22 protein-coding genes are annotated in these 20,682 nt (G+C 46.9%); 7 read left to right on the plus strand and 15 right to left on the minus strand.

The annotated features are described in order from the left end of the window. Nucleotides 1–215 precede the first annotated feature (215 nt). Entirely contained in the window at nt 216–869 is a 654-nt protein-coding gene (locus ACI49J_RS07445; RefSeq protein ID WP_011182870.1) for an IS6-like element ISSte1 family transposase, read from the minus strand. Nucleotides 870–1,146: 277 nt separating this feature from the next. Here ACI49J_RS07445 and ACI49J_RS07450 point away from each other — a divergent pair, with 277 nt between their 5' ends. The 4 genes from ACI49J_RS07450 (at nt 1,147) to ACI49J_RS07465 (ending at nt 3,371) form a co-directional block, all read left to right on the plus strand. Further along, entirely contained in the window at nt 1,147–1,302 is a 156-nt protein-coding gene (locus tag ACI49J_RS07450) for a hypothetical protein (RefSeq protein ID WP_012020793.1), read from the plus strand. Between the two features lie 63 nt (nt 1,303–1,365). Beyond that, the gene (locus tag ACI49J_RS07455; protein ID WP_240255693.1) at nt 1,366–2,613 is read left to right on the plus strand and encodes a 3-isopropylmalate dehydratase large subunit; all 1,248 of its coding nucleotides are present in this window, start codon (nt 1,366–1,368) and stop codon (nt 2,611–2,613) included. Continuing rightward, the gene (locus ACI49J_RS07460) at nt 2,610–3,095 is read left to right on the plus strand and encodes a 3-isopropylmalate dehydratase small subunit (RefSeq protein ID WP_012020791.1); all 486 of its coding nucleotides are present in this window, start codon (nt 2,610–2,612) and stop codon (nt 3,093–3,095) included. Before ACI49J_RS07455 ends, ACI49J_RS07460 begins: the two co-directional genes overlap by 4 nt. Before the next feature lie 57 nt (nt 3,096–3,152). Further along, nucleotides 3,153–3,371: a hypothetical protein gene (locus ACI49J_RS07465; protein WP_048060011.1), complete on the plus strand. Its 219-nt coding sequence runs from the start codon at nt 3,153–3,155 to the stop codon at nt 3,369–3,371. Here ACI49J_RS07465 and ACI49J_RS07470 read toward each other — a convergent pair. Both ACI49J_RS07470 and ACI49J_RS07475 read right to left on the minus strand, forming a co-directional pair. Continuing rightward, nucleotides 3,366–4,517: an alanine--glyoxylate aminotransferase family protein gene (locus ACI49J_RS07470; RefSeq protein WP_240255695.1), complete on the minus strand. Its 1,152-nt coding sequence runs from the start codon at nt 4,515–4,517 to the stop codon at nt 3,366–3,368. The two genes, ACI49J_RS07465 and ACI49J_RS07470, sit on opposite strands and share 6 nt — an antisense overlap. A gap of 134 nt (nt 4,518–4,651) precedes the next feature. Then, nucleotides 4,652–5,419, minus strand: coding sequence for a hypothetical protein (locus ACI49J_RS07475; RefSeq protein WP_240255697.1), 768 nt, complete (start codon nt 5,417–5,419; stop codon nt 4,652–4,654). Between the two features lie 175 nt (nt 5,420–5,594). Here ACI49J_RS07475 and ACI49J_RS07480 point away from each other — a divergent pair, with 175 nt between their 5' ends. Beyond that, nucleotides 5,595–6,266, plus strand: coding sequence for a sulfocyanin-like copper-binding protein (locus ACI49J_RS07480; RefSeq protein ID WP_240255699.1), 672 nt, complete (start codon nt 5,595–5,597; stop codon nt 6,264–6,266). 17 nt (nt 6,267–6,283) lie between these two features. Here the strand turns inward: ACI49J_RS07480 and ACI49J_RS07485 are convergent, their stop codons facing one another. Then, nucleotides 6,284–6,640, minus strand: a complete 357-nt coding sequence (locus tag ACI49J_RS07485; protein WP_240255701.1) for a hypothetical protein — start codon at nt 6,638–6,640, stop codon at nt 6,284–6,286. Nucleotides 6,641–6,785: 145 nt separating this feature from the next. Here ACI49J_RS07485 and ACI49J_RS07490 point away from each other — a divergent pair, with 145 nt between their 5' ends. Next, a complete protein-coding gene (locus ACI49J_RS07490; RefSeq protein ID WP_248547458.1) occupies nt 6,786–7,277 on the plus strand; it encodes a hypothetical protein in 492 nt (163 codons plus the stop codon). Between the two features lie 151 nt (nt 7,278–7,428). Here the strand turns inward: ACI49J_RS07490 and ACI49J_RS07495 are convergent, their stop codons facing one another. The 11 genes from ACI49J_RS07495 to ACI49J_RS07545 form a co-directional block, all read right to left on the minus strand. Then, entirely contained in the window at nt 7,429–7,851 is a 423-nt protein-coding gene (locus tag ACI49J_RS07495) for a hypothetical protein (protein ID WP_240255705.1), read from the minus strand. Next, nucleotides 7,814–8,692 (minus strand): SPFH domain-containing protein, encoded by an 879-nt coding sequence (locus tag ACI49J_RS07500; protein WP_240255707.1) that lies wholly within the window; start codon nt 8,690–8,692, stop codon nt 7,814–7,816. Before ACI49J_RS07500 ends, ACI49J_RS07495 begins: the two co-directional genes overlap by 38 nt. Nucleotides 8,693–8,843: 151 nt before the next feature. After that, nucleotides 8,844–9,317: a hypothetical protein gene (locus tag ACI49J_RS07505; RefSeq protein ID WP_240255709.1), complete on the minus strand. Its 474-nt coding sequence runs from the start codon at nt 9,315–9,317 to the stop codon at nt 8,844–8,846. Nucleotides 9,318–9,348: 31 nt separating this feature from the next. Further along, complete coding sequence (locus ACI49J_RS07510) at nt 9,349–10,266, minus strand: mechanosensitive ion channel family protein (RefSeq protein ID WP_240255711.1); 918 nt, start codon at nt 10,264–10,266, stop codon at nt 9,349–9,351. A gap of 28 nt (nt 10,267–10,294) precedes the next feature. After that, nucleotides 10,295–10,699 carry a DUF2299 domain-containing protein gene (locus tag ACI49J_RS07515; RefSeq protein WP_240255713.1) on the minus strand — a complete coding sequence of 135 codons (405 nt, stop codon included), beginning with the start codon at nt 10,697–10,699 and terminating at the stop codon, nt 10,295–10,297. After that, nucleotides 10,699–11,277 carry an HAD family hydrolase gene (locus ACI49J_RS07520; RefSeq protein ID WP_240255715.1) on the minus strand — a complete coding sequence of 193 codons (579 nt, stop codon included), beginning with the start codon at nt 11,275–11,277 and terminating at the stop codon, nt 10,699–10,701. Before ACI49J_RS07520 ends, ACI49J_RS07515 begins: the two co-directional genes overlap by 1 nt. Continuing rightward, the gene (locus ACI49J_RS07525) at nt 11,274–12,749 is read right to left on the minus strand and encodes a 4Fe-4S binding protein (RefSeq protein WP_240255717.1); all 1,476 of its coding nucleotides are present in this window, start codon (nt 12,747–12,749) and stop codon (nt 11,274–11,276) included. Before ACI49J_RS07525 ends, ACI49J_RS07520 begins: the two co-directional genes overlap by 4 nt. Continuing rightward, nucleotides 12,749–13,402, minus strand: a complete 654-nt coding sequence (locus ACI49J_RS07530) for a molecular chaperone (RefSeq protein WP_240255809.1) — start codon at nt 13,400–13,402, stop codon at nt 12,749–12,751. Before ACI49J_RS07530 ends, ACI49J_RS07525 begins: the two co-directional genes overlap by 1 nt. 17 nt (nt 13,403–13,419) lie before the next feature. Then, nucleotides 13,420–14,250 (minus strand): 4Fe-4S dicluster domain-containing protein, encoded by an 831-nt coding sequence (locus ACI49J_RS07535; protein WP_240255719.1) that lies wholly within the window; start codon nt 14,248–14,250, stop codon nt 13,420–13,422. A 30-nt stretch (nt 14,251–14,280) separates the two neighbouring features. Then, nucleotides 14,281–18,585 (minus strand): twin-arginine translocation signal domain-containing protein, encoded by a 4,305-nt coding sequence (locus tag ACI49J_RS07540; RefSeq protein ID WP_240255721.1) that lies wholly within the window; start codon nt 18,583–18,585, stop codon nt 14,281–14,283. A gap of 43 nt (nt 18,586–18,628) precedes the next feature. After that, nucleotides 18,629–19,489, minus strand: coding sequence for a lipopolysaccharide assembly protein LapB (locus ACI49J_RS07545; RefSeq protein ID WP_240255723.1), 861 nt, complete (start codon nt 19,487–19,489; stop codon nt 18,629–18,631). Nucleotides 19,490–19,609: 120 nt separating this feature from the next. Between ACI49J_RS07545 and nrfD the strand changes: the two genes are divergently transcribed. Continuing rightward, complete coding sequence (nrfD, locus tag ACI49J_RS07550) at nt 19,610–20,677, plus strand: NrfD/PsrC family molybdoenzyme membrane anchor subunit (protein WP_012020774.1); 1,068 nt, start codon at nt 19,610–19,612, stop codon at nt 20,675–20,677. Nucleotides 20,678–20,682 lie beyond the last annotated feature (5 nt).

The raw sequence follows: 20,682 nt of genomic DNA on the forward strand, positions 1-20,682 counted from the left end.
AACAACGTCAATCCGCATATCGCTGAATTACTCTACCCTCACGGACGGAACATTCCCTCCGGTGGAAGAATTTCCCGCTCTAAGGAACTCGCTGCACACCACGCCGTGAAAGTTGACCATAATGAGTCCAGATAGACCATCAAGTAATCTCCATCCTCATTAGCCCTTGTAGCCTTGTAAGACTAACAAAATGACTAGAGTGTGTGTCCAACAATTTATTTCTCCCTCCAAATTTCCAATAGATTGTAGACCGTGAAGAAGGCCGAGAACCAGGATTCAAGGCTTCTCTTGCTCGCGTTCCACGGGAAGTGGAAGTCCATGGTCGAGAGCCTATGCTTCGCGGTTCTAAACACCTGCTCAACCCTGTTCCTAATCCCGAAGGTGACGTGCTCGTGGTCGACCCCCGCTATCGAGAGGAAGTTGTACGCGGGGAGGCCGTCGTGTATGTACTTGGCCCTCAGGAACTCTCCTCTCGTCCTTATCTCCACCTGCCTCACTCGCTTCACGAGGATAATCACGTCGAGGCCCGACCTGGCCTTCGTGATCATGAAGAACGGGATAACTCCCGTGTTGACGTCCCTCACGACCCACAGGTAGTACATCACCCCCTTCACCAGAAGTACCTTCGTCTCGTCCACCGCGTACTCCCCGGTCAAGGGGAGGTCGAGCGTCGTCCTCGTCGCTCTTCTCCAATAATAGTGAACCGTGCTCCTCGGGACCCTGAACCTCCTGAGGGATAGTCCAAGGAAATAACTAGCTAACGCTTCCGCCAACTCCTGAAGGGACCAGAACCGGGGCTTAAGGTTATTAAGTTGGAGAAGGTAGATCATTACCTGGGTCAGGACGGGAAGAGGTACGCTCCTCTTCACGTCTGCTCACGTGATAGACCCGTCCTGACCCTTAAATATTATTTTGTCTAATTTAGCAATATTGTTGGACACACACTGACTAGAGGTGAAAACGTTTAGAAGGTTGTCCATTCTGACCTTATGGCCAGGAACTTTCGGGCCTCTTATTTGTCATTGTATTACTTATATATATTATTATAATTATTATATATAAACTACCTTCTTATATGATATTACCTAGAAGAATCAAGGTCCTCAGCCTCGCCCCTTTAAAGAGTTTCTAACCTAAACCAACTTCATGGCCAGAAGAACTTGCCCATCGTGCAAGCAAGTGGTCGAGGAGAAGCTCATCAAGGAAGGCAACGTGATTACAAAGTCCTGTCCCAACTGCGGATACACCTTCATCTCCTACGAGAAGGGGAAGGGCTATCTCGTCTATCCGAAACGAAGTTAGGACGAAAAACGAACTATGTTTAATGGAAAGCTTAATTTTTAGCGTATAATACATTGCCTTGATATGACAGGTACATTAACTGAAAAAATACTTTCAAGGGCGTCAGGAAAAACTGTTTCGCCCGGTGACGTCATAGAGGCAAAGACTGACATAGTGGCCTTCCACGACCTAACGGGATATCACGTAATTGAGGTAATGGAGAAGGCTAACATGATGAAGATCTTCGATAAGACAAAAATAGTTGTAGCCTTCGACCACTTGGCACCGCCACCTGACGTCAGAAGCGCAGAGATCCAAGGGAACATAAGGAAGTTCGTGAAGGAGATGAGACTACCTAACTTTCACGATATTAACGTGGGTATTCTTCACGAGCTTCTCATAGAACAATACGCCCTACCTGGTCAGGTGATTGTGGCTGCCGACAGTCACACGACAACCTCTGGTGCCGTGGGGGCATTTGCCCAGGGAATGGGAGCAAGCGACGTTGCTGCCGCCGTGATCACGGGTAAAACTTGGCTAGTGGTTCCTCAACCCTTCAAAGTTACCCTCAAGGGAAACCCAGGTAAGTGGATAAATGGAAAGGATGTAGCCCTAGAGTTGCTGGGTAAGTTCAAGGCTGATTACTTTAACGGAATGTCCATAGAGGTTCACGTCCAGAACCCCAAGGCTTTCCCCATGGACTATAGGGCGACTGTCTCCAACATGGGGATAGAGATGAACGCTGATGCCCTTATGTTTATCCCTGACGTTGAAACCAAGGATTACATAAAGACCATGAGGGGAAAGGAAGTTGAGCTCGTGACCCCAGATCCTGGGGCAAAGTATCTAGATGAGTACACCATTGAGCTAGACAAACTGGAACCGCTTGTGGCTGCGCCCTACAGCGTAGACAACGTTAAGACCGCAAGGGAGGAATCCAAGGTCCCAGTGGACCAGGTCTACATTGGTTCCTGTACCAACGGTAGGCTATCAGACTTCAGGATTGCATCGGAGATCCTCAAGGGAAAGAAGGTTAAGACTAGGTGTATAGCCATTCCCTCTTCCTACACGATGTTTAAGCAGGCCATGGAAATGGGTTACATCGAGGATCTAGTTAATGCTGGATGTGTGGTCACCTATGGTACCTGCGGGCCATGTCTAGGTGGTCACTTCGGGGTTGCTGGTCCAGGGGAGGTTATAGTTTCTACGAGCTCCAGGAACTTCAGGGGTAGGATGGGGAGCAACGAGGCTAAGGTCTACCTGTCCGGGCCTTCAGTTGCAGCTGCCTCAGCAGCTACAGGGTACATAACTGATCCGAGGGATGTGCAATGATCGTGGAAGGCCCTGTCCTAAAGTACGGTGACAAGATAGATACTGACATCATAATCCCAGCCAGGCACTTGAAGTACACGGATCCCGCTTACCTAGCTCAGCATGCCATGGAACCCTTGGACCCAGAGTTCTACAAGAAGGCCTCTAAGGGTGTTGTAATCGTTGCAGGGAAGGTATTTGGTATGGGCTCATCTAGGGAACAGGCTGCAATCGCACTAAAGGCCGCAGGAGTGAAAGCCGTGATAGCTGAAAGTTTCGCAAGGATATTCTACAGGAACTGCATAAACAACGGGCTTCCCCTGATAACCTTACCCAACGCAACCAAGGAAATAAATGAAGGTGATGTCGTTAAGATTAACGTCGAGACAGGGGAGATTACTGTGAACGGCAGAGTCCTGAAGGGTAAGGGAATTACGGGAATGGCACTGGATATCCTAAAGTCCGGCGGTATAATGGAGTACCTCAAGAAAGTTTCAGCCTAAGACGGAGAGTTTACTGAAATAATTTTGTTTTTAACTTCGAGTCTCGAAATTATATTGATGAAGATTACTTACATTCTACTGTCACTCCTATTTTGGGGTTTTGACTACCCCATCAGTTTATTCACGTTTAGAGAAGTGACGGGGCAGATAAATCCCTCGATCTGTGTCGTCCTTGCTGTTGTGGACTATCTTGTGGAGCTTGGCTCCACTCTATTTTTAGTTAGGCTGGGAAAGGAGATAGGAATACTGATTAAACGCTCCACGAAAAAGTTATGAATACGTGAGTTGAACCGCCCTTACTCCCTCACCGACGTTGACGGGTTCACCTAACCTCTTCAGAACCCTTTCCAGCACTGCTATGGTCGTAATTACGTCATTGGGATTAACCCAGCCCATGTGGCCAATCCTGAAGTATTTTCCTGCGAGGGCGGGATGAACCCCAGGTGCAAGTTCCAACCCCTCAGAGATGACCTCCCTCAAGACGTCTCCAGCGTTGGCCTTCTTTAGAAGGACCCCAGTGACGGTGTTGCTGTAGGCCTCAGGTCTCTTGGCCACTATGTCTAGACCCATGCTTTCAATCCCAGCCCTAATGCCCTTGGCCACCTTCTCGTGCCTCTTAATCCTGTTTTCTAGCCCCTCCTTCTCCATGAGTTCAAAGGCCTTGCTTAACATAAAGATGAGGTGAACGGGAAGAGTTGCGAAATATGAACCTTTCCCTTCCTCAAGGTTTCTCATAACGTCAATCCAGTTCTTGAGGTTAAGGTAGTATCCAGCAACTGACTCGTCAGATAGCCTAGATACTGCCCTTTCGGAGAGGACCAGGAGACCCGCACCTGGTGGAACCCCAATGGCCTTCTGGCTCGCGGTGAGATAGATATCTACCTGATAATCCTTAGCCTTCACGGTCTCTGCCCCAACGCTACTTACACCGTCAACCGCGATGAGGTCAACCTTATCCCTGATCCTCTTTGTAACCTCTGGTATGGGTTCCCTAACACCGGTGCTAGTCTCAACATGGGTCATCGCCACGAGAGTGTACTTCTCCTCACTAACCTTTTCCTCAACTTCCTCGGGCTTCACGTATTCACCAGGGTTAGCCTTGATAATGTCTACCGCCACAGCATAGCGGTTGAAGATTGCCTTCCATCTATCTCCAAACACGCCGTTGGATACTACCAAGACCTTGTCTCCGCGTCTCAGGACAGAGGCCACACTCTCCATGGCAGAGGTGCCTCCCCCTGGTATTATGAAGGGTTGGTAGGTCTCATCAGCTCCCATGAGTCTCCTTAGATACTTCAGGGAAAAGGACATGGCATCGATAAATTCCTGCGAGGTGAATCCTGTGTCACCCCTAAGACCCGCAACCAACACGTCGTAGTCTATGGTCACAGGGCCTACGTGCATGAGGAGTTTTCTTGTCATATGGTATAATTAGCTGTTTGCTTTTAACTTATGAGGGTTAGAATCAACGTGAAAGGACCCTTCGCTCAAGGGATCTTTAACTCCCCGGTCAAAGTTGACTACTTAATGAAGGGAATCCCACATCCTTAACTGAATCACGAAGGACTATCTGGATTTAACTTCCTTTGCCTCTCACATGTGAGCACCATCCTCGAAACGAGGCGAAGATTCACGTAAAGGGCCAGAGCTGATAGGACTGGTAGTCCGTAATATACGAAAATGAAGTAGGTAGGCGATGATAAGACTAAAAGAATAGGAGAGGCAATGGAAGGGATTGAGAGTGCAAAGGTGTACAGAATTATTGTGGGAAGTGCAAGGCAACACGATGCCCCAGACACTACACCCACCGAGGGTAAAACCAGAAGGGACCTAGTTATCCCCATCCTTCTCCTCAGGAGGCCGAGCCTGGTGATGTAGGAAACGTTCAATCCCATGAGATTGCCCAGGAGTAAGCCCATGAAAATAGTGTAGGGAACTACGTCGGCCTCGTACCCCCCTACTATGATCCAGAAGGCTGGGGACTGGGATATCCAATAAGGGAAGTATTTAAGTGGAGGAGGGACCTCGAAGCCGTAACCAAGGTGAATCTGACTCACTAACCTTAGGGCAGTTATTCCTCCAGGTTCAATTATGCCAAGAACTAAGGCATAAACCAGTGAGTGATAGATGAAATACGCCAGGAATGTTATCCAGTAGAACTTTCCACCTCCCCACTTAAGCCTTGGGAAAAGAAGAGCTCCTATCCCAGTCCAGAACGCCAGTGCGGAGAGAAGAGATAAAGAGAGCGGAAGATGAAACTTTGAAATGGACAGGAAAATGGCAAAGGACATCAATATCAGAAGGAAGGCCTTGACTTTTGTCATCTATAAACTCTAGGAAACTATCATATTAATTTCATGTCCCAATTCAGGATCAAGTCTCCAAGTAGTTAACGTGGATCGTATGACGTTTTAGGACCTATCACCTTAGTTGCAGGCTCTGGAGAGGACTAAACGGATTTGGGCAAAAGCTTAAAGAGTTACGTATATCTCACAACCTATGAAAGCCTGGCAAATTGGACTAATTATTATAATTATTATATTAATAGGAATTTCGCTATTTGTGATCTCAAGACATACGACTCAACCCCTGACCCCAAGTAACATGTCAGTTAAGGTTAGTAATACATCCGTCACCAACACTACAAAGATGCAGAACACCACTAACATGGTCAACAACACCAGTACAAAGCAGATCACCAACAATACAACTAATGAGACCAAACAAGTTTTACCTCCAGGAGCAGTGAAGCTAAACTATGACGCGCAAAACCATACGGTGTTCATTTATTTATACGCTTCACCCACTGCTTCCAATTTCCTAAACTATAATGGAACCACAAACGGCGAAATGAAGATATATATTCCCGTTAACTGGAGTATCCTCTTCACCTTCTACAATCCGGAACCCACGGGCCATGCCCTCGCGGTGGTTCAGAACAACACTCCTATTCCCAATCAACTAGTCCTTTCTCAGGATGGAAAGGTCATCTTTGAGATAGGTTACAATAATGGAAACGGAATATCTGGAGGAACGTCAGTTTCCGGACTTCTAAAGGATCTTCCCCCTGGATATTACTGGATTGCGTGTCCCATACCTGGACATGCTGAGAACGGAATGTGGATAGACCTCTACTCTGGGAACTTTACAGTCCCCTATGAGATAACCTAGCTAGTAGTTTAAAAAAATTAAGTGAATGAAATCCTAGTCACTAACAACTTAATCAGGTTCAATAACCTAGAAACCAGTCCGTCCACAATCCTCCTGTATAGGAAGAGGATCAGGTATCTCAGCCTTAGAACAGTGAAGATCCTACTTGCCACCCTTTCCTGCTCTGCCAGATTGCTCTTCAGCCAGGATGAAGTTACGCTACTCTTTAGTCCTCTCACAAAGGAAAGAAAGTCCCTGACCACAAGCATTAGCTCCCTCGGTTTGCTCCTTTTGAGAGTCTTCTCATAGTCCTGATATCTCCTTCTCAAGAGATTTGCATCCACAATGTCACTGAACGTAATGTGAGAATCCCCAGAACCGAAATTACAATTCATGTTATTCTATATATTGAGGAGTGATACTATTTAAGATGGAAGAAGTGATACCAATTCATTGGAGTGATAAGGCGAAGATAAAGGAGATGTTTACACATATTAAAAATGGTTGGACACTTACTCTCCTAAAGAGGAATAGCGGGAGATGAGATTCGAGGACAAGATGCTAAGATGGCGGAAGTTTGCAGATATATGTGCGAAGTTTAGCTCTGACACTTTTTACGACTATCCGCTACTTAACGCACTACAGGTTGGAGATATAGAGACGGAGTTAGAGGAGATCGTGAGTCAGTTCTTCGTGGATAAGCTAGAGATGACAGGAAAACCATACAGAGCCAAGCGTGGAACATTCTATTTTGATGATGAGAGGACTACAGAAGGATACGAAAATGACGATATGATGTTCCAGGTGGTGTATAGGGATAGGTCAGAATACCTTGAGGAAAAGGATGAGATAGTGAAGGGTTTACAGCAAGATCCGGAGGAGACCGAGGAGGCTGAGGTTTACGCCTTCATAACTTCCCTGATGGAGTTTACACTCTCTTCCTTTCTCAGGATAAGAAGTAAGGGAGGCGAACCTGACTGCATCTCCAGAAAGAGATGTTTTCTCTCACTGAAGTTCGGACAAAAGGGTTAAGTCTGAATCTCCTTGCGAAAGTATGTATAGCCCACTGGTCTCCAAGATAAAAGGTTTGGTCATCCCAACGTACGCAATTCATCTCTTCCCGTCCTAGGTTACTAAACCTGTCTTCAAATAAATGCGAAATAACTAGATCGTGTCGTATCCCTTAGATGCTGGCCCCTATGCCTCCCACTACCCCGTTAATGATATTGAATGCTATGACCAAGCCTATATACGCCTGAATGAAGGTCGTTGTTATGGCGTAGGGGAGAAGGGAGAGGACCAGGTAACCTATCACAACGAACACTGCTAATTTCCTTACGTTCTTTAGTTCCTTGGAGATGATCTCGCCTCTTATGGGAAAGACAAAGGCCAATAATACTATCAGGATTAGTAACTGGACTACTCCCTCAACTGGCGAAACCACGAGAGACCTCACTGGAGCAATTGAGAACTGGAAAGGTGGGTAAAAGCCCTTGAGTATGAGAGATGACAACGCCATGATTATAGTAAGGATAAATGAGTAACCAATCCCTGCTCCTACACTCCAGCTAAGAGCTCTTGGGTTTATCTTGCTCGTCGCTCTCACCCTCCTTCGCAGACCCCATGGATACCTGGAAGAGCCTCTGAGGTAAGTTAACAAGTGTGGAAAGGTTTGGATAGTAGGGAGTCCCTATTGCCATATTAACACTAGCTGGATTGCCCTGCTCAGTAAGTATCCTCGCTAATCCCATTCTTACAGCCATCTCAACTTCTAAGCCTAAGTCCCTTAGCTGAATTATTCTCCTAAGTTCAGGGTCCTCTGGGATGAGTCTTGTTACCCTAACTGAAATTAGCTCTACTCCAAGTTCTGCCAAGAATTGCTTCAGGGCTGCTGTAACAGCCGTGGAGATATCGCCAAACTTCTTGTAAACATCTACCAGTTTAACCTGGTTCAGAATCGAACTAACCTCTTGATCAATAATAGGCGCTAGGTAAGCTGCTAAGTCTCCGTCCTTGAAGAAAGCGCCTGCGAATTGAATGTTCACTGCCAATTTAGCAGCATCGGTTACTCTATAATACACTGCAACTTCGTAATCTAACGGAACTAGATCGTCTGTCTGGCTCTTGCCTTGGATTCTGACCTCATGCCTTGTCATTGATGTGAACAGCGCAATAGTATCAAATGGTAGCTGATTATACCTGAACCTAGCCATAAACGAGGATAGTGGGTTCTGAGGAGATTGTATATTATGTGTACCAGGAGGTAGTACTGCCTGCACTTGTCCCTGAATGATTACGACGCAGTTCTCCGTAGGTTGAACAATGAAAATAGACTTTGAAGTGACCTGTTCTCTAGGATACCTGAAAACCAGAACGTCTGGAGCCATGAAGGAAGTTCCATCTTCTCTCTCCGTACTAATTACTTGACCTCTAAATTGTAGAGACATATGAATCATTTGCGTACTATATTTTAAACCTTTTCACATTATTTTTCTCCTTGAGTTAAAGTTGCTTTACACATTACATTATTTTGGTATGCAGTAGTCACCGCATGCGACCTTATAGATGTTATGAATCCCAAGTGAGGACTTTCAAGAATCATCTGTATTCCTGCGGGAAGAATAGCTCTTGCCTTCTCACCAACACTTCGCGCAATTGATTAAGCATAGAATCTATGGAGTCGACTCTACCGGCACTTATGTCATTGTAGATTTGATTTGCTATATTTATCATGTTTAGATCATTCTTTACTATCTCATCAAGGGCTTCAGTGGTTATCTTGTATCTTGCATACACATCTGCTCCTCCTCCCTGAGATGCAACCATTTCAGATATTAGGGTTCTGATCTTTGATGCAAGGAACTCAAGCTTCTTGAGCTCTGGAGAGAAGGGAGAGGTGGAAACTATTTGAGCCTCCAGTTCCGCAATCTTACTCAATGCGTTCTCTAGCTTAGTCTTAACTGATGACCTTATTAGGAAGTCGTCTTGCCTGATCAAATCCTTCGCTTTGTAACCTCTGTACCCTGGAACCATTAGCTGGAGTCTCTCGAGAGGAGTTAACTCCTTGGTCATAACAACTATTACTCTTTAGAGATTAAAAATTCTATTTGCTTTCATTTACTTTCTCCTCCCGAGAAAGAGATTTGACTACCCTTGTGACCCTCTTTATTACTTCGCTCCTAATTGGCTCCTCGTACACAGACCTAGCGATCACATCAATTCCAAAGATGAAGGTTGTTTGAGTTGCTTCAAGTACCCTAACAACTGGAGGAGCGAGTAGGTTGTCCATATGGCTCAGTTCTTCCTTTATCTTCTCTGCAACTATGTCTGGGTCGAAATCCTTTGAGATCTCGTACCTAGTCCTCACCTTGCGTTTTTCCTCCTTATCGTGAACAAAGATAGCTGCTTGTATCATGATGCTGTTCGGTATCCTCAACTCCGCTAACTCGTCGGTCTGTATAATGGTGTAGAGGAGAGTAATGTCGACCACCGTCCCTGTGTACCCAGGTATTAGATAGTCTGTGGAAAAGTACTTGGGCGAATAGGTAGGAAAGTCTAGGCCGTATTGCCACGTTGACACTGTTATGCGCTGTCCAACCTTATATGGACGAGATAGGAGGAGCATGATTCCTCCAAATACGTTAGAGAGAACGTCTTGAGATGCAAGTCCAAGAACTAGTCCCGCAAATCCTCCCGCAGCTAACGCCTCACCTAAACCAACCTTAAACACAGACACTGCCCCCGCAAGGGCTAGGGCATAGCCTATGACCCGGATTACGAAACCTAGCGAGGATGCGTTATCTACCCCAATTACAGCGGAGAGACGCCTCCTAACCAAGAGTGAGAAAAGGTAAGTAACTAGAAGAACCCCGACTATCCAGATCACCAACTCGAGATAGAGGATGTAGTTTCCAGGTAGCAACTTCATGGAGCCTAGAACGTAAATCGCTCCCCCTATAACTATCATGGCAATAATAGACGAGATTGTAAGGGCTAGTATTCTACTTTCGTTTCTCGACATAACCATGTTTTAAGATTCCACAAAAATATTACTTTTGGAGTTCCAGGACAAGGAGAGCAGAGTTCTTAATGAGAGTTACGGTATTTAAGGCCTCATTCTTAGTTAAACCCTCAGCAAAAAGAATCCTCGCTATCTGTACGCTCCTAGGGGCCTTCTCGTCAGGGGTAAAAAAGAACTCCACGTTGAGCCTTAACAATTCCCTCTTTATCTGTGACACAAGGTCAGGTCTCTCCTTAAACTTGGACTGATCCAGATCAAGAATAACAGCGACTATGTAGTAAGTTGATTCTGGTGCTGTCCTTATCACTGAGACTGGAAGACCTCCCATGGGAGGTGAGACAGTGAAGTGAAAATATACTCCTCCACTAGTTACCTTGTCCACTTTCATGCCAAGCTCCTTGAACCAGGAGAAGATCTCTGTGTCCGTGACCATCAAGTACACCTCAGCGCCGAGTCTCCCATTGTGGAGTCCACCTTATGTTGTGCAACGCTTTCAGCTAAGGCAACCAAGTCGGGCTTAAACCCAATCCCTAGATCTTGGGGAAGGGTAACCTTGTTCCTGAGTAAAGTCACCTTCAACCCTAACGATCTAGCCTTGATTGCAAATCCCACGCGTGGCGTAACGAAGTTCATTACTCCCAACACGGTATTGGCTCTCCTCGTAGCGTGTGAAAATATCTCTTGCGAGGGTAGATATCTATTCACGTCCTCTGGAGATATAACGTCTTGTACGAACACGTCTAGGTTATGTCTCATGAGCAGGGACTTGATCTCTAACTTTGGAAGGTTAGTGACGAGGAAGATCCTCACCCTATAGTTCAGTTCCTCCAGGAAGAGGGCGTCCTGATAGGGCTTCACCGAGGCGAGATCCAGCTTGCCCAACACAATGTTTGCCAGTTCTTTGGGCGGATAATACCTAGGAATCGAGCTGGCAACCTCGTGATAGAGGTCAATCCCCTTTACCGAAGAGAAATCGAACACGGATTCTACGTCAATGAGATAGGGTATCATCTCTTACCACTTAGAAGTCTATCTAGCCATATTTTAGTTAACTCCTTCTGCTTGCATTCGTTACACACGTCCGTGTATTGTGCCGTTCCCTGAAATCCTTGAGAGATCAACATGGAGTCCACCCTTACCTTGACCTTCTCCGACCCAATGGGTTTTCCGCATATCCTACACTTGGCAACATTGGTCTTGTTCATGAGCTTCTTTTTTAGATCTGAGATCTTTGCGAAACCTGTCACAGAGACCGCATTCTCTGGGCAATTCTTTACACATCTCTCAGAGCCTATACAGTAGGGTATATTGTAGGTTAGTTCCAGAGCGTCATTGCCCTTAAGGTCTGGCACGAGCATTTGACAAGCCCTCACGCAGACTCCGCATAGAACGCATTTATTGGGATCCACGACCACATTGTAGACGCCAGGTACGACGTCGTCCTGATTCATGGAGGCCTTTCTTGACATCTCCTCAATTGACCAGATGAGGAGAGATCTCCTCCTGCTCCTGTGAAGAGTTACGTCAAGGGGAATCTCCGACCTCCCCAGATCTAGGGGAGGTGCCTCGAGCACTTTTCTCAGCTCCTCATCATCCTTGGCCTTCCTCACCTTGAGGTCAGTTCCTGGGAAGTGTGAAGGGATCTCCTCTAGTCTCTTCAGGGCCATATCCCTAGTGCCACAGGTTGACGACACGTGAACTATGGGCGTCAAACCACTCGCGTAACTTGCTAAGATAAAGGAGTCGTGAACTGAGGCTACGCAGGGCATGACAAACGGGAAAACTCCCTCAACTATTTTTGAGGGCATCCCATCTGTGAACAGTAACGAGGCTGGTTTGGAGTAATACTTCACCACTGCATTAATAAATGCAACAACCTGATCTGTTGTGGCCGTTGGAACTTCAAAATATCCTAGAAATGAGGAGGCGCTGCAGTACCCGCAGGCGGTACACTTCTCTGGGGATCCCACTGAGGGTCCCTCAGGCGTCTTCACCACTAGGTTAAGTGGACAGGCCTCGACGGCCCTGTTTATCTCCCGCTCTGCGTGAACCTCATCGTAGAGGACTGGGTAGGGCTTGTATTCATATACCTTCAACTTGATAAGCGATCTCCTTGAGATTGAGGAAGACCTGGTAGGCTGAACCCTGTACACCAAGTCCATGAGTTCAGCCTTAAGAGAGTAACCCATGAGAAGGGCTAACGTGAAATCCCCGCTCTTACCTTCAAACCAGGTGTAGGGTATTGTGATCACGGCTAGCGGAGATATTCCGAGCCTCTGGTCAATGTCCTCCATCCATGTCTCTCTATCTCCGTCATTTATTACCAAGAGGGACTTAACGTCGTTCTGTTTCAGGTCCTCGAAGATAAAATCCCCTATCTCAGCCACATAGGAGAGCTTGGCCTCCTCAAACACCGTTTTGAGAACCTCATCTCCCACTATTTCCCTAGCCCTCTTGGATACTAGGAGTCCCGCGTTGAGCACTACCTTTCACCTAGGAAGTCCTTCTCAAACTTTAACCAGTTACCCAGTTGAGAGCAAACTACCTTGTATATCCTCGATCTTGGATCATGAACAACGTCGTTTATCCAGTCTGGTATCCAAGAGAAGAGGTGCGATGTTGCGAAGTTCTTCTGGTCCTGAACTACCTTAAAAGCATCTTTCCCTGTACTTCTATTGTGAAATTCCTCCTCCACTAGAAGTGACATAAAGGCGAACAGAGAGGAGATGTGATCCGGTTCAGGACTGAACTGCGATCCCAACTTAGGCACCAGTCCCCTCGAGCTGTAAAATCTCACCACGTCATTATACTTGAACGTAGCGACTCTCTCGCCCATGAGGGAGAACAGCCTCTTGCTCTCCACTGGGATAAGGGGCTTCACCCCAACTCCAGCAATGAAAAGGGACGAGTACTCTATTAGGTAGTCGCTCCTCTTGTTCTCCTCCAATACTTTCCTGATCTCCGTGATCTCTACCCCAGTTTCCTCCATGTACTTGCCAAGCTTCTCCTCTAGGGTTCTGATCTTCTCCAGTAATTGCTGGTACTCGTTAACGTCAAACTTGTATAGGAAAAGGTCTGAAAACATGTCATAAGTGGAGTGCCTCACATTTAAAACATCCAAGATAGAAATCGACAGATGGATCACCTAAAAAATCAAGAACTTGAATTGGAGTTTGAACCACTACTCTCCGTGTAGGTCGAGTTGTTCCCCTGTGCGCCTAGCTGAACCACTCCGTTAGAGGTCCAGACATTGTAGTACTGTGACTCGCTTAGCAATTCCACGTCATTGTCAGCTGCATATGCGCTGTGCCAGGGCAGGTAACCGCTAGCTGGGTTAGCTCCTGTCTCTGGTCCAAGGACAAATCCTCCCTTATCCACGAAGAGGATATTCCCTGGGTCTGTGGGGTCTAATCTATTTGCCCATATCCTTGCCTGAACCATACATCCGTGAATGCAGGCGGGTATTCTTTCCTCGGGTGGAAGTGTTGGATCATAAATCCTGTCAAAGCAGTGAGTGCACTTCTTTGTTACGCCCTCAATGTAGTCGAAGAACCTGTTACCGTAGGGGCAGGCGTAAATGCAGTACTTAGTTCCTATGCATTCCTCATAATCCACGAGCACTATTCCGTCCTGCGTCCTCTTGAAGGTAGCGCCAACGGGACAAACCTCTACACAGGGAGCATTCATGCAGTGGAAGCAGTTTATGGGGATGTTGTAAACCTTGGTTTGAGGATAATTACCAACCTCGACGTAGAGTACCCTTAGCCAGAACATGACATCAAGGTTGCCGTAGGGATCCAGGTCAGGTAAGGGTCCGAACATTCCTGAGGTGTTCCACTCCTTACAAGACATCTGACAACCTGCACAACCGAAGCACTTGTTTAGGTCGGTTATGATCGCGTAGTTAGCCACAGGGGTATAGGGCAGAGCCTTCTGGACTCCGCCTTGTCTTATATCTAGTTGAATTTGTGGGGTTTGGGACATTTAGATCACCTCAATCTGAGAAATGAAAAATCACCCTTGACTTGAAGGATCGGTCGCAAAACCGAACCTCACCTTGTAGTTGCCTATGGTGTAACCTGGTGCCAGGGATCCTGGCGATACGTAGCTCCATATACTTGTGGAGGTCATGTTGTTGGCATCAAATCTTAGGTGAGGCACATTCACAGGCTGTGCAAAGGTCGGGGTAGATGGGGAGTTGCTGACAGATATCTGACCTCCCATTTGGTTAAGTATAGTGGATAGAATATCCTGGTTTGAGAAGTCCTGGCCCATGTACACGAACTTGTTAGCTGTGACCTGTACCTGTGTCGCAGAGGACTTACCCACAATCTTTATCCTACTATCGTGCCATGAAGTTTGACCCGTGATCGGATCAAGATACATGATTGGGAACGCCTTGTCCGTTGTTGGAGAGAGTTGTCCTCCCCTAGATGGTGGCATGTAGGAGATATTGGCCCAGTTATTTAGAACGCTATACTTCACCTGCGGAGAGTCAGCAGTCTGTCCCCTGAATCCAGGTAGAGCCTGGGCAGATACTACAACCCAAGCTGCACCGGGCCTGGTAGCGTTATCCAGGAATGCCACAGCTGTCAATGTGGTTCTAAGACCACCGCTCCAAGGTTCGTTTATTGCCTCAAACTGGACCATGTCCCCACTTTGTATCCCCATGCTCTGCACGTAGGGGTCTGCGGAACTTAGCATGACTGGAGTATAGGGCATGATAGCAATTAACCATGGAACATTGAATGACCAAGTGTGATATGTCCTGTCGTGCCTTCTCACAAAGAACGTTAAGGGATACTCGTTCTCATTGATACCATCCGATGTTATATTGGAAGCCCAAGCTGGTGGTGGATAATACCCTCCGAAGGGTCTGTGATAGTCCAGTATATTCTTTGCCAGAGCTTGACCATAGCTGTCATTTGGCAATACGGATTGCACTTTGAAGTTGGAATTTCCAGTTAGCTGGTAGTAGTAATAGTAAGCTGCATTGTATCCTGTCCACTTTCCGGCTGCAGCTAACCTGAACTTCTGGAGGTATTCAAGGTAAATCCTGTGGACATATGGCAGTCCTATGGGTCCATATCCTCCCGGCATGTAAGCGCCCCATCCCAGGAAGTAAAACATGTTTACGTTTCTCATGTACCTTATGGAAGGAGGAAGAACGTACGCTGCGCCTCCCTTTCCTACCTTGACGTATCCAGGATTGATGTCACTAAGGGACATGTTAGGAGCGTACTTGCTGATGATATTCTGTAATTTTGTTTGAAGGCCCGGCTGGAACTTGACCGGAATCCTGAAGTAGTGTTCTGTACCTGAGGACCTGTCGCTTGCCCCAATCTTGTATGTAGGCGCTGTGGAGAAGGTCTGACCAGATGGCACACTACTTAGTATCTGATTAATAACACTCTGCTGATTAGAGGAGGCTGGGACGAAGGAGGCGTAGAGCTTTAGTTGCTGTGGGTTTGGTACCTGTTTACCCTCTGAGTCTGCAAGGATATACTCGAAGTTACTTCCGTATCCCGCCATTAACGTCCCAGACTTCAGAATATACATTGCAGAAGAGATTAGACCAGGTTGACCTTGAGTCAGTATTTGAGTTCCTGTTATTGGGTCCGTAACGGAGACCGGGCTTACCAGATTTCCACCTGTTATTGGATCTTGGGTGGTGTAGTGAGGATTATCGGTAGGTGTTATGGATTTCTGCCCTGGATATGCCCTAAGTAACCATAGAAGGGTCAGTAACGTGTCCCCTGTAGATAGGACCGGATACATGGATGGTAGTGCGGGCCAGTTCAAGGAATCGGAGGGACCTTGTGGTAGACTGGTGGGTCTATCAAAGGTGCTGTGGAAACCATATATCTCGAGGAAGGATAGGTCTGGCATCACCAGGTCTACAACGTTGTTAGTCTCCTGCATGAAGAGATCGAAGCTTATGGTAAATGGAATTACATAATTACCATCGCTACCCTTCTCTGTGACCTTCTGTAATAGGTCGGTCAAATTGTAAGCGTTGTTCCAGTAGGGAGCAGTAATATACCACATCATTACGTTAACTGTGTACGGCATAACCTGGTTGGGATTCTTGTTAGCGAAATATGTTGTGTAAGCAACTGCCGAAATGGACCTCTGCGTGGAAAGAGGCATCTCCCAGCTATAACCTCTGTCGATGAGTAAGGGTCTTCCAGTACTGAATAGTACCAGATCATCTGGTCCATCAGGATATCCGTAGGGACCTGCACCCACGACAGTGACTTTCTTTATGTCAACGGTGCCATCATTATAGATGTACTCCGTCTTGAGGAAGCCAGATCTACCCTTAGGTATCGTAACGTTCATTCCGCTTATAGCTGAAGCTATGTTGGGGTCAATCTGTGGAGAGTTAGCTAAGGGATGCGGAGGTACAGCATGACCAGGGAAGTAGTGCGGATAAGGATACTTATAAAGATCGGCACCAGGGTTGTCCCAGGCACCCAGGGCCAGCACAAGGTAATAGTAGGCAGCTGAGCTCATGAACCCATTGGCATGAGCAGCTAGGCCTCTCATGAAGTAAATTGATACAGGTCTTCCCACAACATGATCGTGATACCTACCTAGGTAGTCAACCCATTGAGCTGGTTCGTAGATCGACTTCTGGAATGCGACAGTCGCAAGCTCATTGGCAATTCTAACTATCGTGTTATGGGGAATACCAGCGAGCTCAGCAACGTTAAGGGCTCCGTATTGTGGTGAGGAAGATGAAGGTGTATATGGATCGTAGTTGAGAAGCTCGGCCCTAAATAGCTCGAACGCAGTCGTAACGGTGAGCGTTATGGTCTCAGAGGAACCTAAGGCCTTGGGAACTGTGACCTGGATAGCTGGTACTTTCACTGACGTTCCATTCTTTAGCTTGTAGGGAACCTGCACAATGCTTGACTGCATGCTTGAGGGAAGCTCATCCATTGTTAGGATTGGCATAACGTTTTTCTGCCATGGAGTGTCCACATAGGAGTAAACGTTGCCATCATTCCCCATAATGGCCTCTAGCCATGGGTGAGCGCTACTGTACTCTGAGTTGTTAACGGGCATCCTCAGGTGTAGCCCCACGTTATTCCCTGCAGTCGGATCTGTGGGATCTAGGGCGTCACCGTTCTGCGGGTTAGGGTTCACTATAACGAGCCAGGACATGTTGGTGTAGTATCTCAAGAACTCCTCGTCAATATGCGGGAATACGGCAGTGCTGGGAATATCACCTAAACTGGGTATAGCCTGCACTTGACCAGATGGGGTAACCGTCTGCATCACTAGTTGGCCAGAGGAGGTGTCGTATGCAGGTTGCACCGGCGTCAGGGTGATCGGGTTAAGGACCGTTGGACCTTGTCCCGTGGAAGCGAGATAAGCCTTATACACGTAATAGTGGAAGTCAATCAAAACCCTTATCCATCCCATAGCCAGTGCTCCGTCCATGGCTGGATTGATGAAGAGGTGTTCATCAGAAACGGAGTAGAAACCGAACCTTTCAGGGGCAATTGTAACAACTTTACCTCCATTCTCCCTTATCCTCGCAATGATCCTTCTCATCCAGTTGGGGAAGTGATCTCCAGCTAGACCTGCCAGAATGAAGTACTGAGCCCTCTCCTCGTCAGGTCCAGCATACTCCCACACTGGAGCACCAGTAACGTAAACTCCTGCAGTGTAGACGTTCATGGAGCAGAATCCACCGTGTGCCCCGGCGTTGGCTGTACCATAATTGCCTGCAAAGAAGCCTGCGGTAATTCCTGGGATTAACTGATCCCTTCCCTGCATGAAGACTAGGGAGTGCGGATTTGTCTCCCTAATCTGCATTAGACCTTGGAAATTAGCAACCCCTAGTTCCTGTGGGGTAATTCCTAAGTTGCTCCAGCTCTTGGCTGAGGCACCATTAACCAGTATGTCGAAAGCAGTGTCGTAATCTATGGCCATCCACTTACCTGAACCCCTATCCCCAGCCCTGAGGAGAGGATACCTTAACCTAGCTGGAGCGAAATAGTAATAGACGTCTGACGCCCCTCTAGGGCATACGCCACCGTCATTTATGTGCCACCCTATGGTACCGGTGATGAACCTCGGGAATCCCGTTGGAGTTCTCACTATCTCTAGGGCGCATCTTCCGAGACACTGGAAGCAGTTGGAGTAGACTATCTCGTCGCTGGGATAATTAAGGGTATAATTTGTCTCAGAGAAAGTATCAAATATTTTCTTAGCCACCGAATTTCCGCCTAGGATGAGAGCCGTTCCTAGAGCAGCCGCACCGCTTACCTTAAGAAAGTCCCTTCTGGACAATTTCAAGTGGCTCATTATTTATCTAAAGTCGATTAACTTGCCTAGATTATTTAAGAACTCACTTCATTTTATCGATATTTCCATCTGGAGATATTTTCACGTTCAAAAGGTTCTCAAGAGTTGACCTAATCGAGGGATCCAGCTCTATCGCAGTCCTAATCTCCTGTGATGGGTCCTTGCCCATCTCCTTAAGTATTGAAGCCTTCAATGCATGATAGGTAGCCTTCTTGCCCTTGGCAATTGCCATATCCACGTAGAGGAGGGCATCATCCATCATCTTCAAGGTGTAGTAACACAAGGCAATGTCGTAATAATGATCTGGGTTGTCAGGTTCGTAATGAGAGGCTATCTTGTACTCGCTCAACGCAAGCTTGTGATAACCGGTCTCGAAGTAAATCTTTCCCTTGAGCGCATGAAGCTTTGGATCGTCCTTCTTGAAGGCGAGTGCCCTGTTAACTTCGGATAGGGCATCTAGCTTGAGTCCCATATTGTAGTAGGAGAAGGCCTTCATGATACGAGCATCCACATTCCTAGGATTTACCCTGAGAACCTCTGCCAGTTCAAGGTTAGCTTCCTCATACCTTCCCAGTTTAAAGAGTAGTCTGGCCTTCACAAAGCGATGTTCAGAGGAGTAGGGTATTATGCTTAGGACTTCATCTATCGTGTTCAGGGCCTCGTCTAGCTTTCCCAAGCTCTCTAGGATTTCTGCCTTCGACGACAAGATCACGTAACTGAAGGGAAATTTTTCCATTCCCTTGTCTAATATTCTTAAGGCCTCATCAACTTTCCCTAATCTACGTAAAATATCTGCCCTCAAGACGAAGGCCTCTACGAGCTCCACATCTCTTAGTATGGAAAGCGCCTCATCCAATCTGTTCTCCTCTATGAGTTCCTCTGCCCTCTCTAGGATATCTTCCACACATAACTCTATTCAAGGGAACAAAAAAGGATTAAGGAAAATATGTTCTAGCGAACATATCGGACACGTGAAATGAAACTTTATTTAAATAATTAATGTAAACCAGAGAATCAGATAAAGATGGGTCTATTTAGCGCGCCTTCTCCAGGGACTTCCTTCGGAATACAAGCACCGATAATACAGATAAATCAGTACCCGTTGTGGAGCGAATACGTAGCTCTCGCGTTGTATTTTACGGAAATCGCGGGAATGCTGATGGCAATTATAGGTCTCATGGAAGTTACAGGGAGGTTCACATCTTTCACTAAGAGGGCTTCGGTGGTTACGTTTATTGCTGCCATTTTGGCTCTAGGTTTCTTCGATATGGATCTAGGGAGACCTTCCGCTGCGATAACCTCGCCAATTGAGGCGTTTGCCAACTTTGGACACTCGTGGATGGCTAGGGGTATAATCTTCGTCGGCGGACTCTTGCTCTTCTCCTTCCTTTACATGGTAGTAAGCCTGGCTAACATGAAGAGCAGGCTGATTAGGGGAGTAATAGCGGTTATAGGAGTTTTCGCAGGTATTTTCTCCACGACGTATAGCGGCTTTGAATTGGCTGCGACCACCGGAGTACCCTTCTGGAATAACGGCGGAATTCCTGCACTGTATCTAGCGGATGGAATATTTGCTGCTACGGGTTTAGCTTACCTTATTGCCTTAGTTGGTAAGAGCGAGGAAATGATTAGGGCTAGGGTAACGTTAACCAAGCTACTTATGTTTTCTAGCGTTGCTGAATTAGCCACGTGGTTCCTCTTCATGGCATCTGTTAACTTCATTTACGTCTTCGATCAGGTTGCCTATAACTACCTAGTCTCCCAGGCATCTTTCTACGCAGACATGGCCCTTACTGCGCTCACATTAGTGATATCTGGAGTAGGCTATCTCAGCATTAGTGGTTTACCAATGATGGGAATGAAGGCACAGGCTCCGTCTAAGGCAGTCGGGCAGATGCCTATCATGGACTTACCCACAGCAGTGAAGTATCTAGTAGTAGTGGCAGCGATATTTGCACTTGTTGCGGGCTACCTAACTAGGGCTGATATACTTTTCGCAGGTCAATACGCCTATCAGCTTGCCCCCATGACTCCGTTCCAGATCGTAACCAACCAACCAGTCCCAATAGGAAGCTTCGGGTGGAGAGGATAGGTTAA

The sequence above is a fragment of the Metallosphaera sp. D4-4 genome, from assembly GCF_046245145.1.
Lineage (GTDB): Archaea > Thermoproteota > Thermoprotei_A > Sulfolobales > Sulfolobaceae > Metallosphaera > Metallosphaera sedula.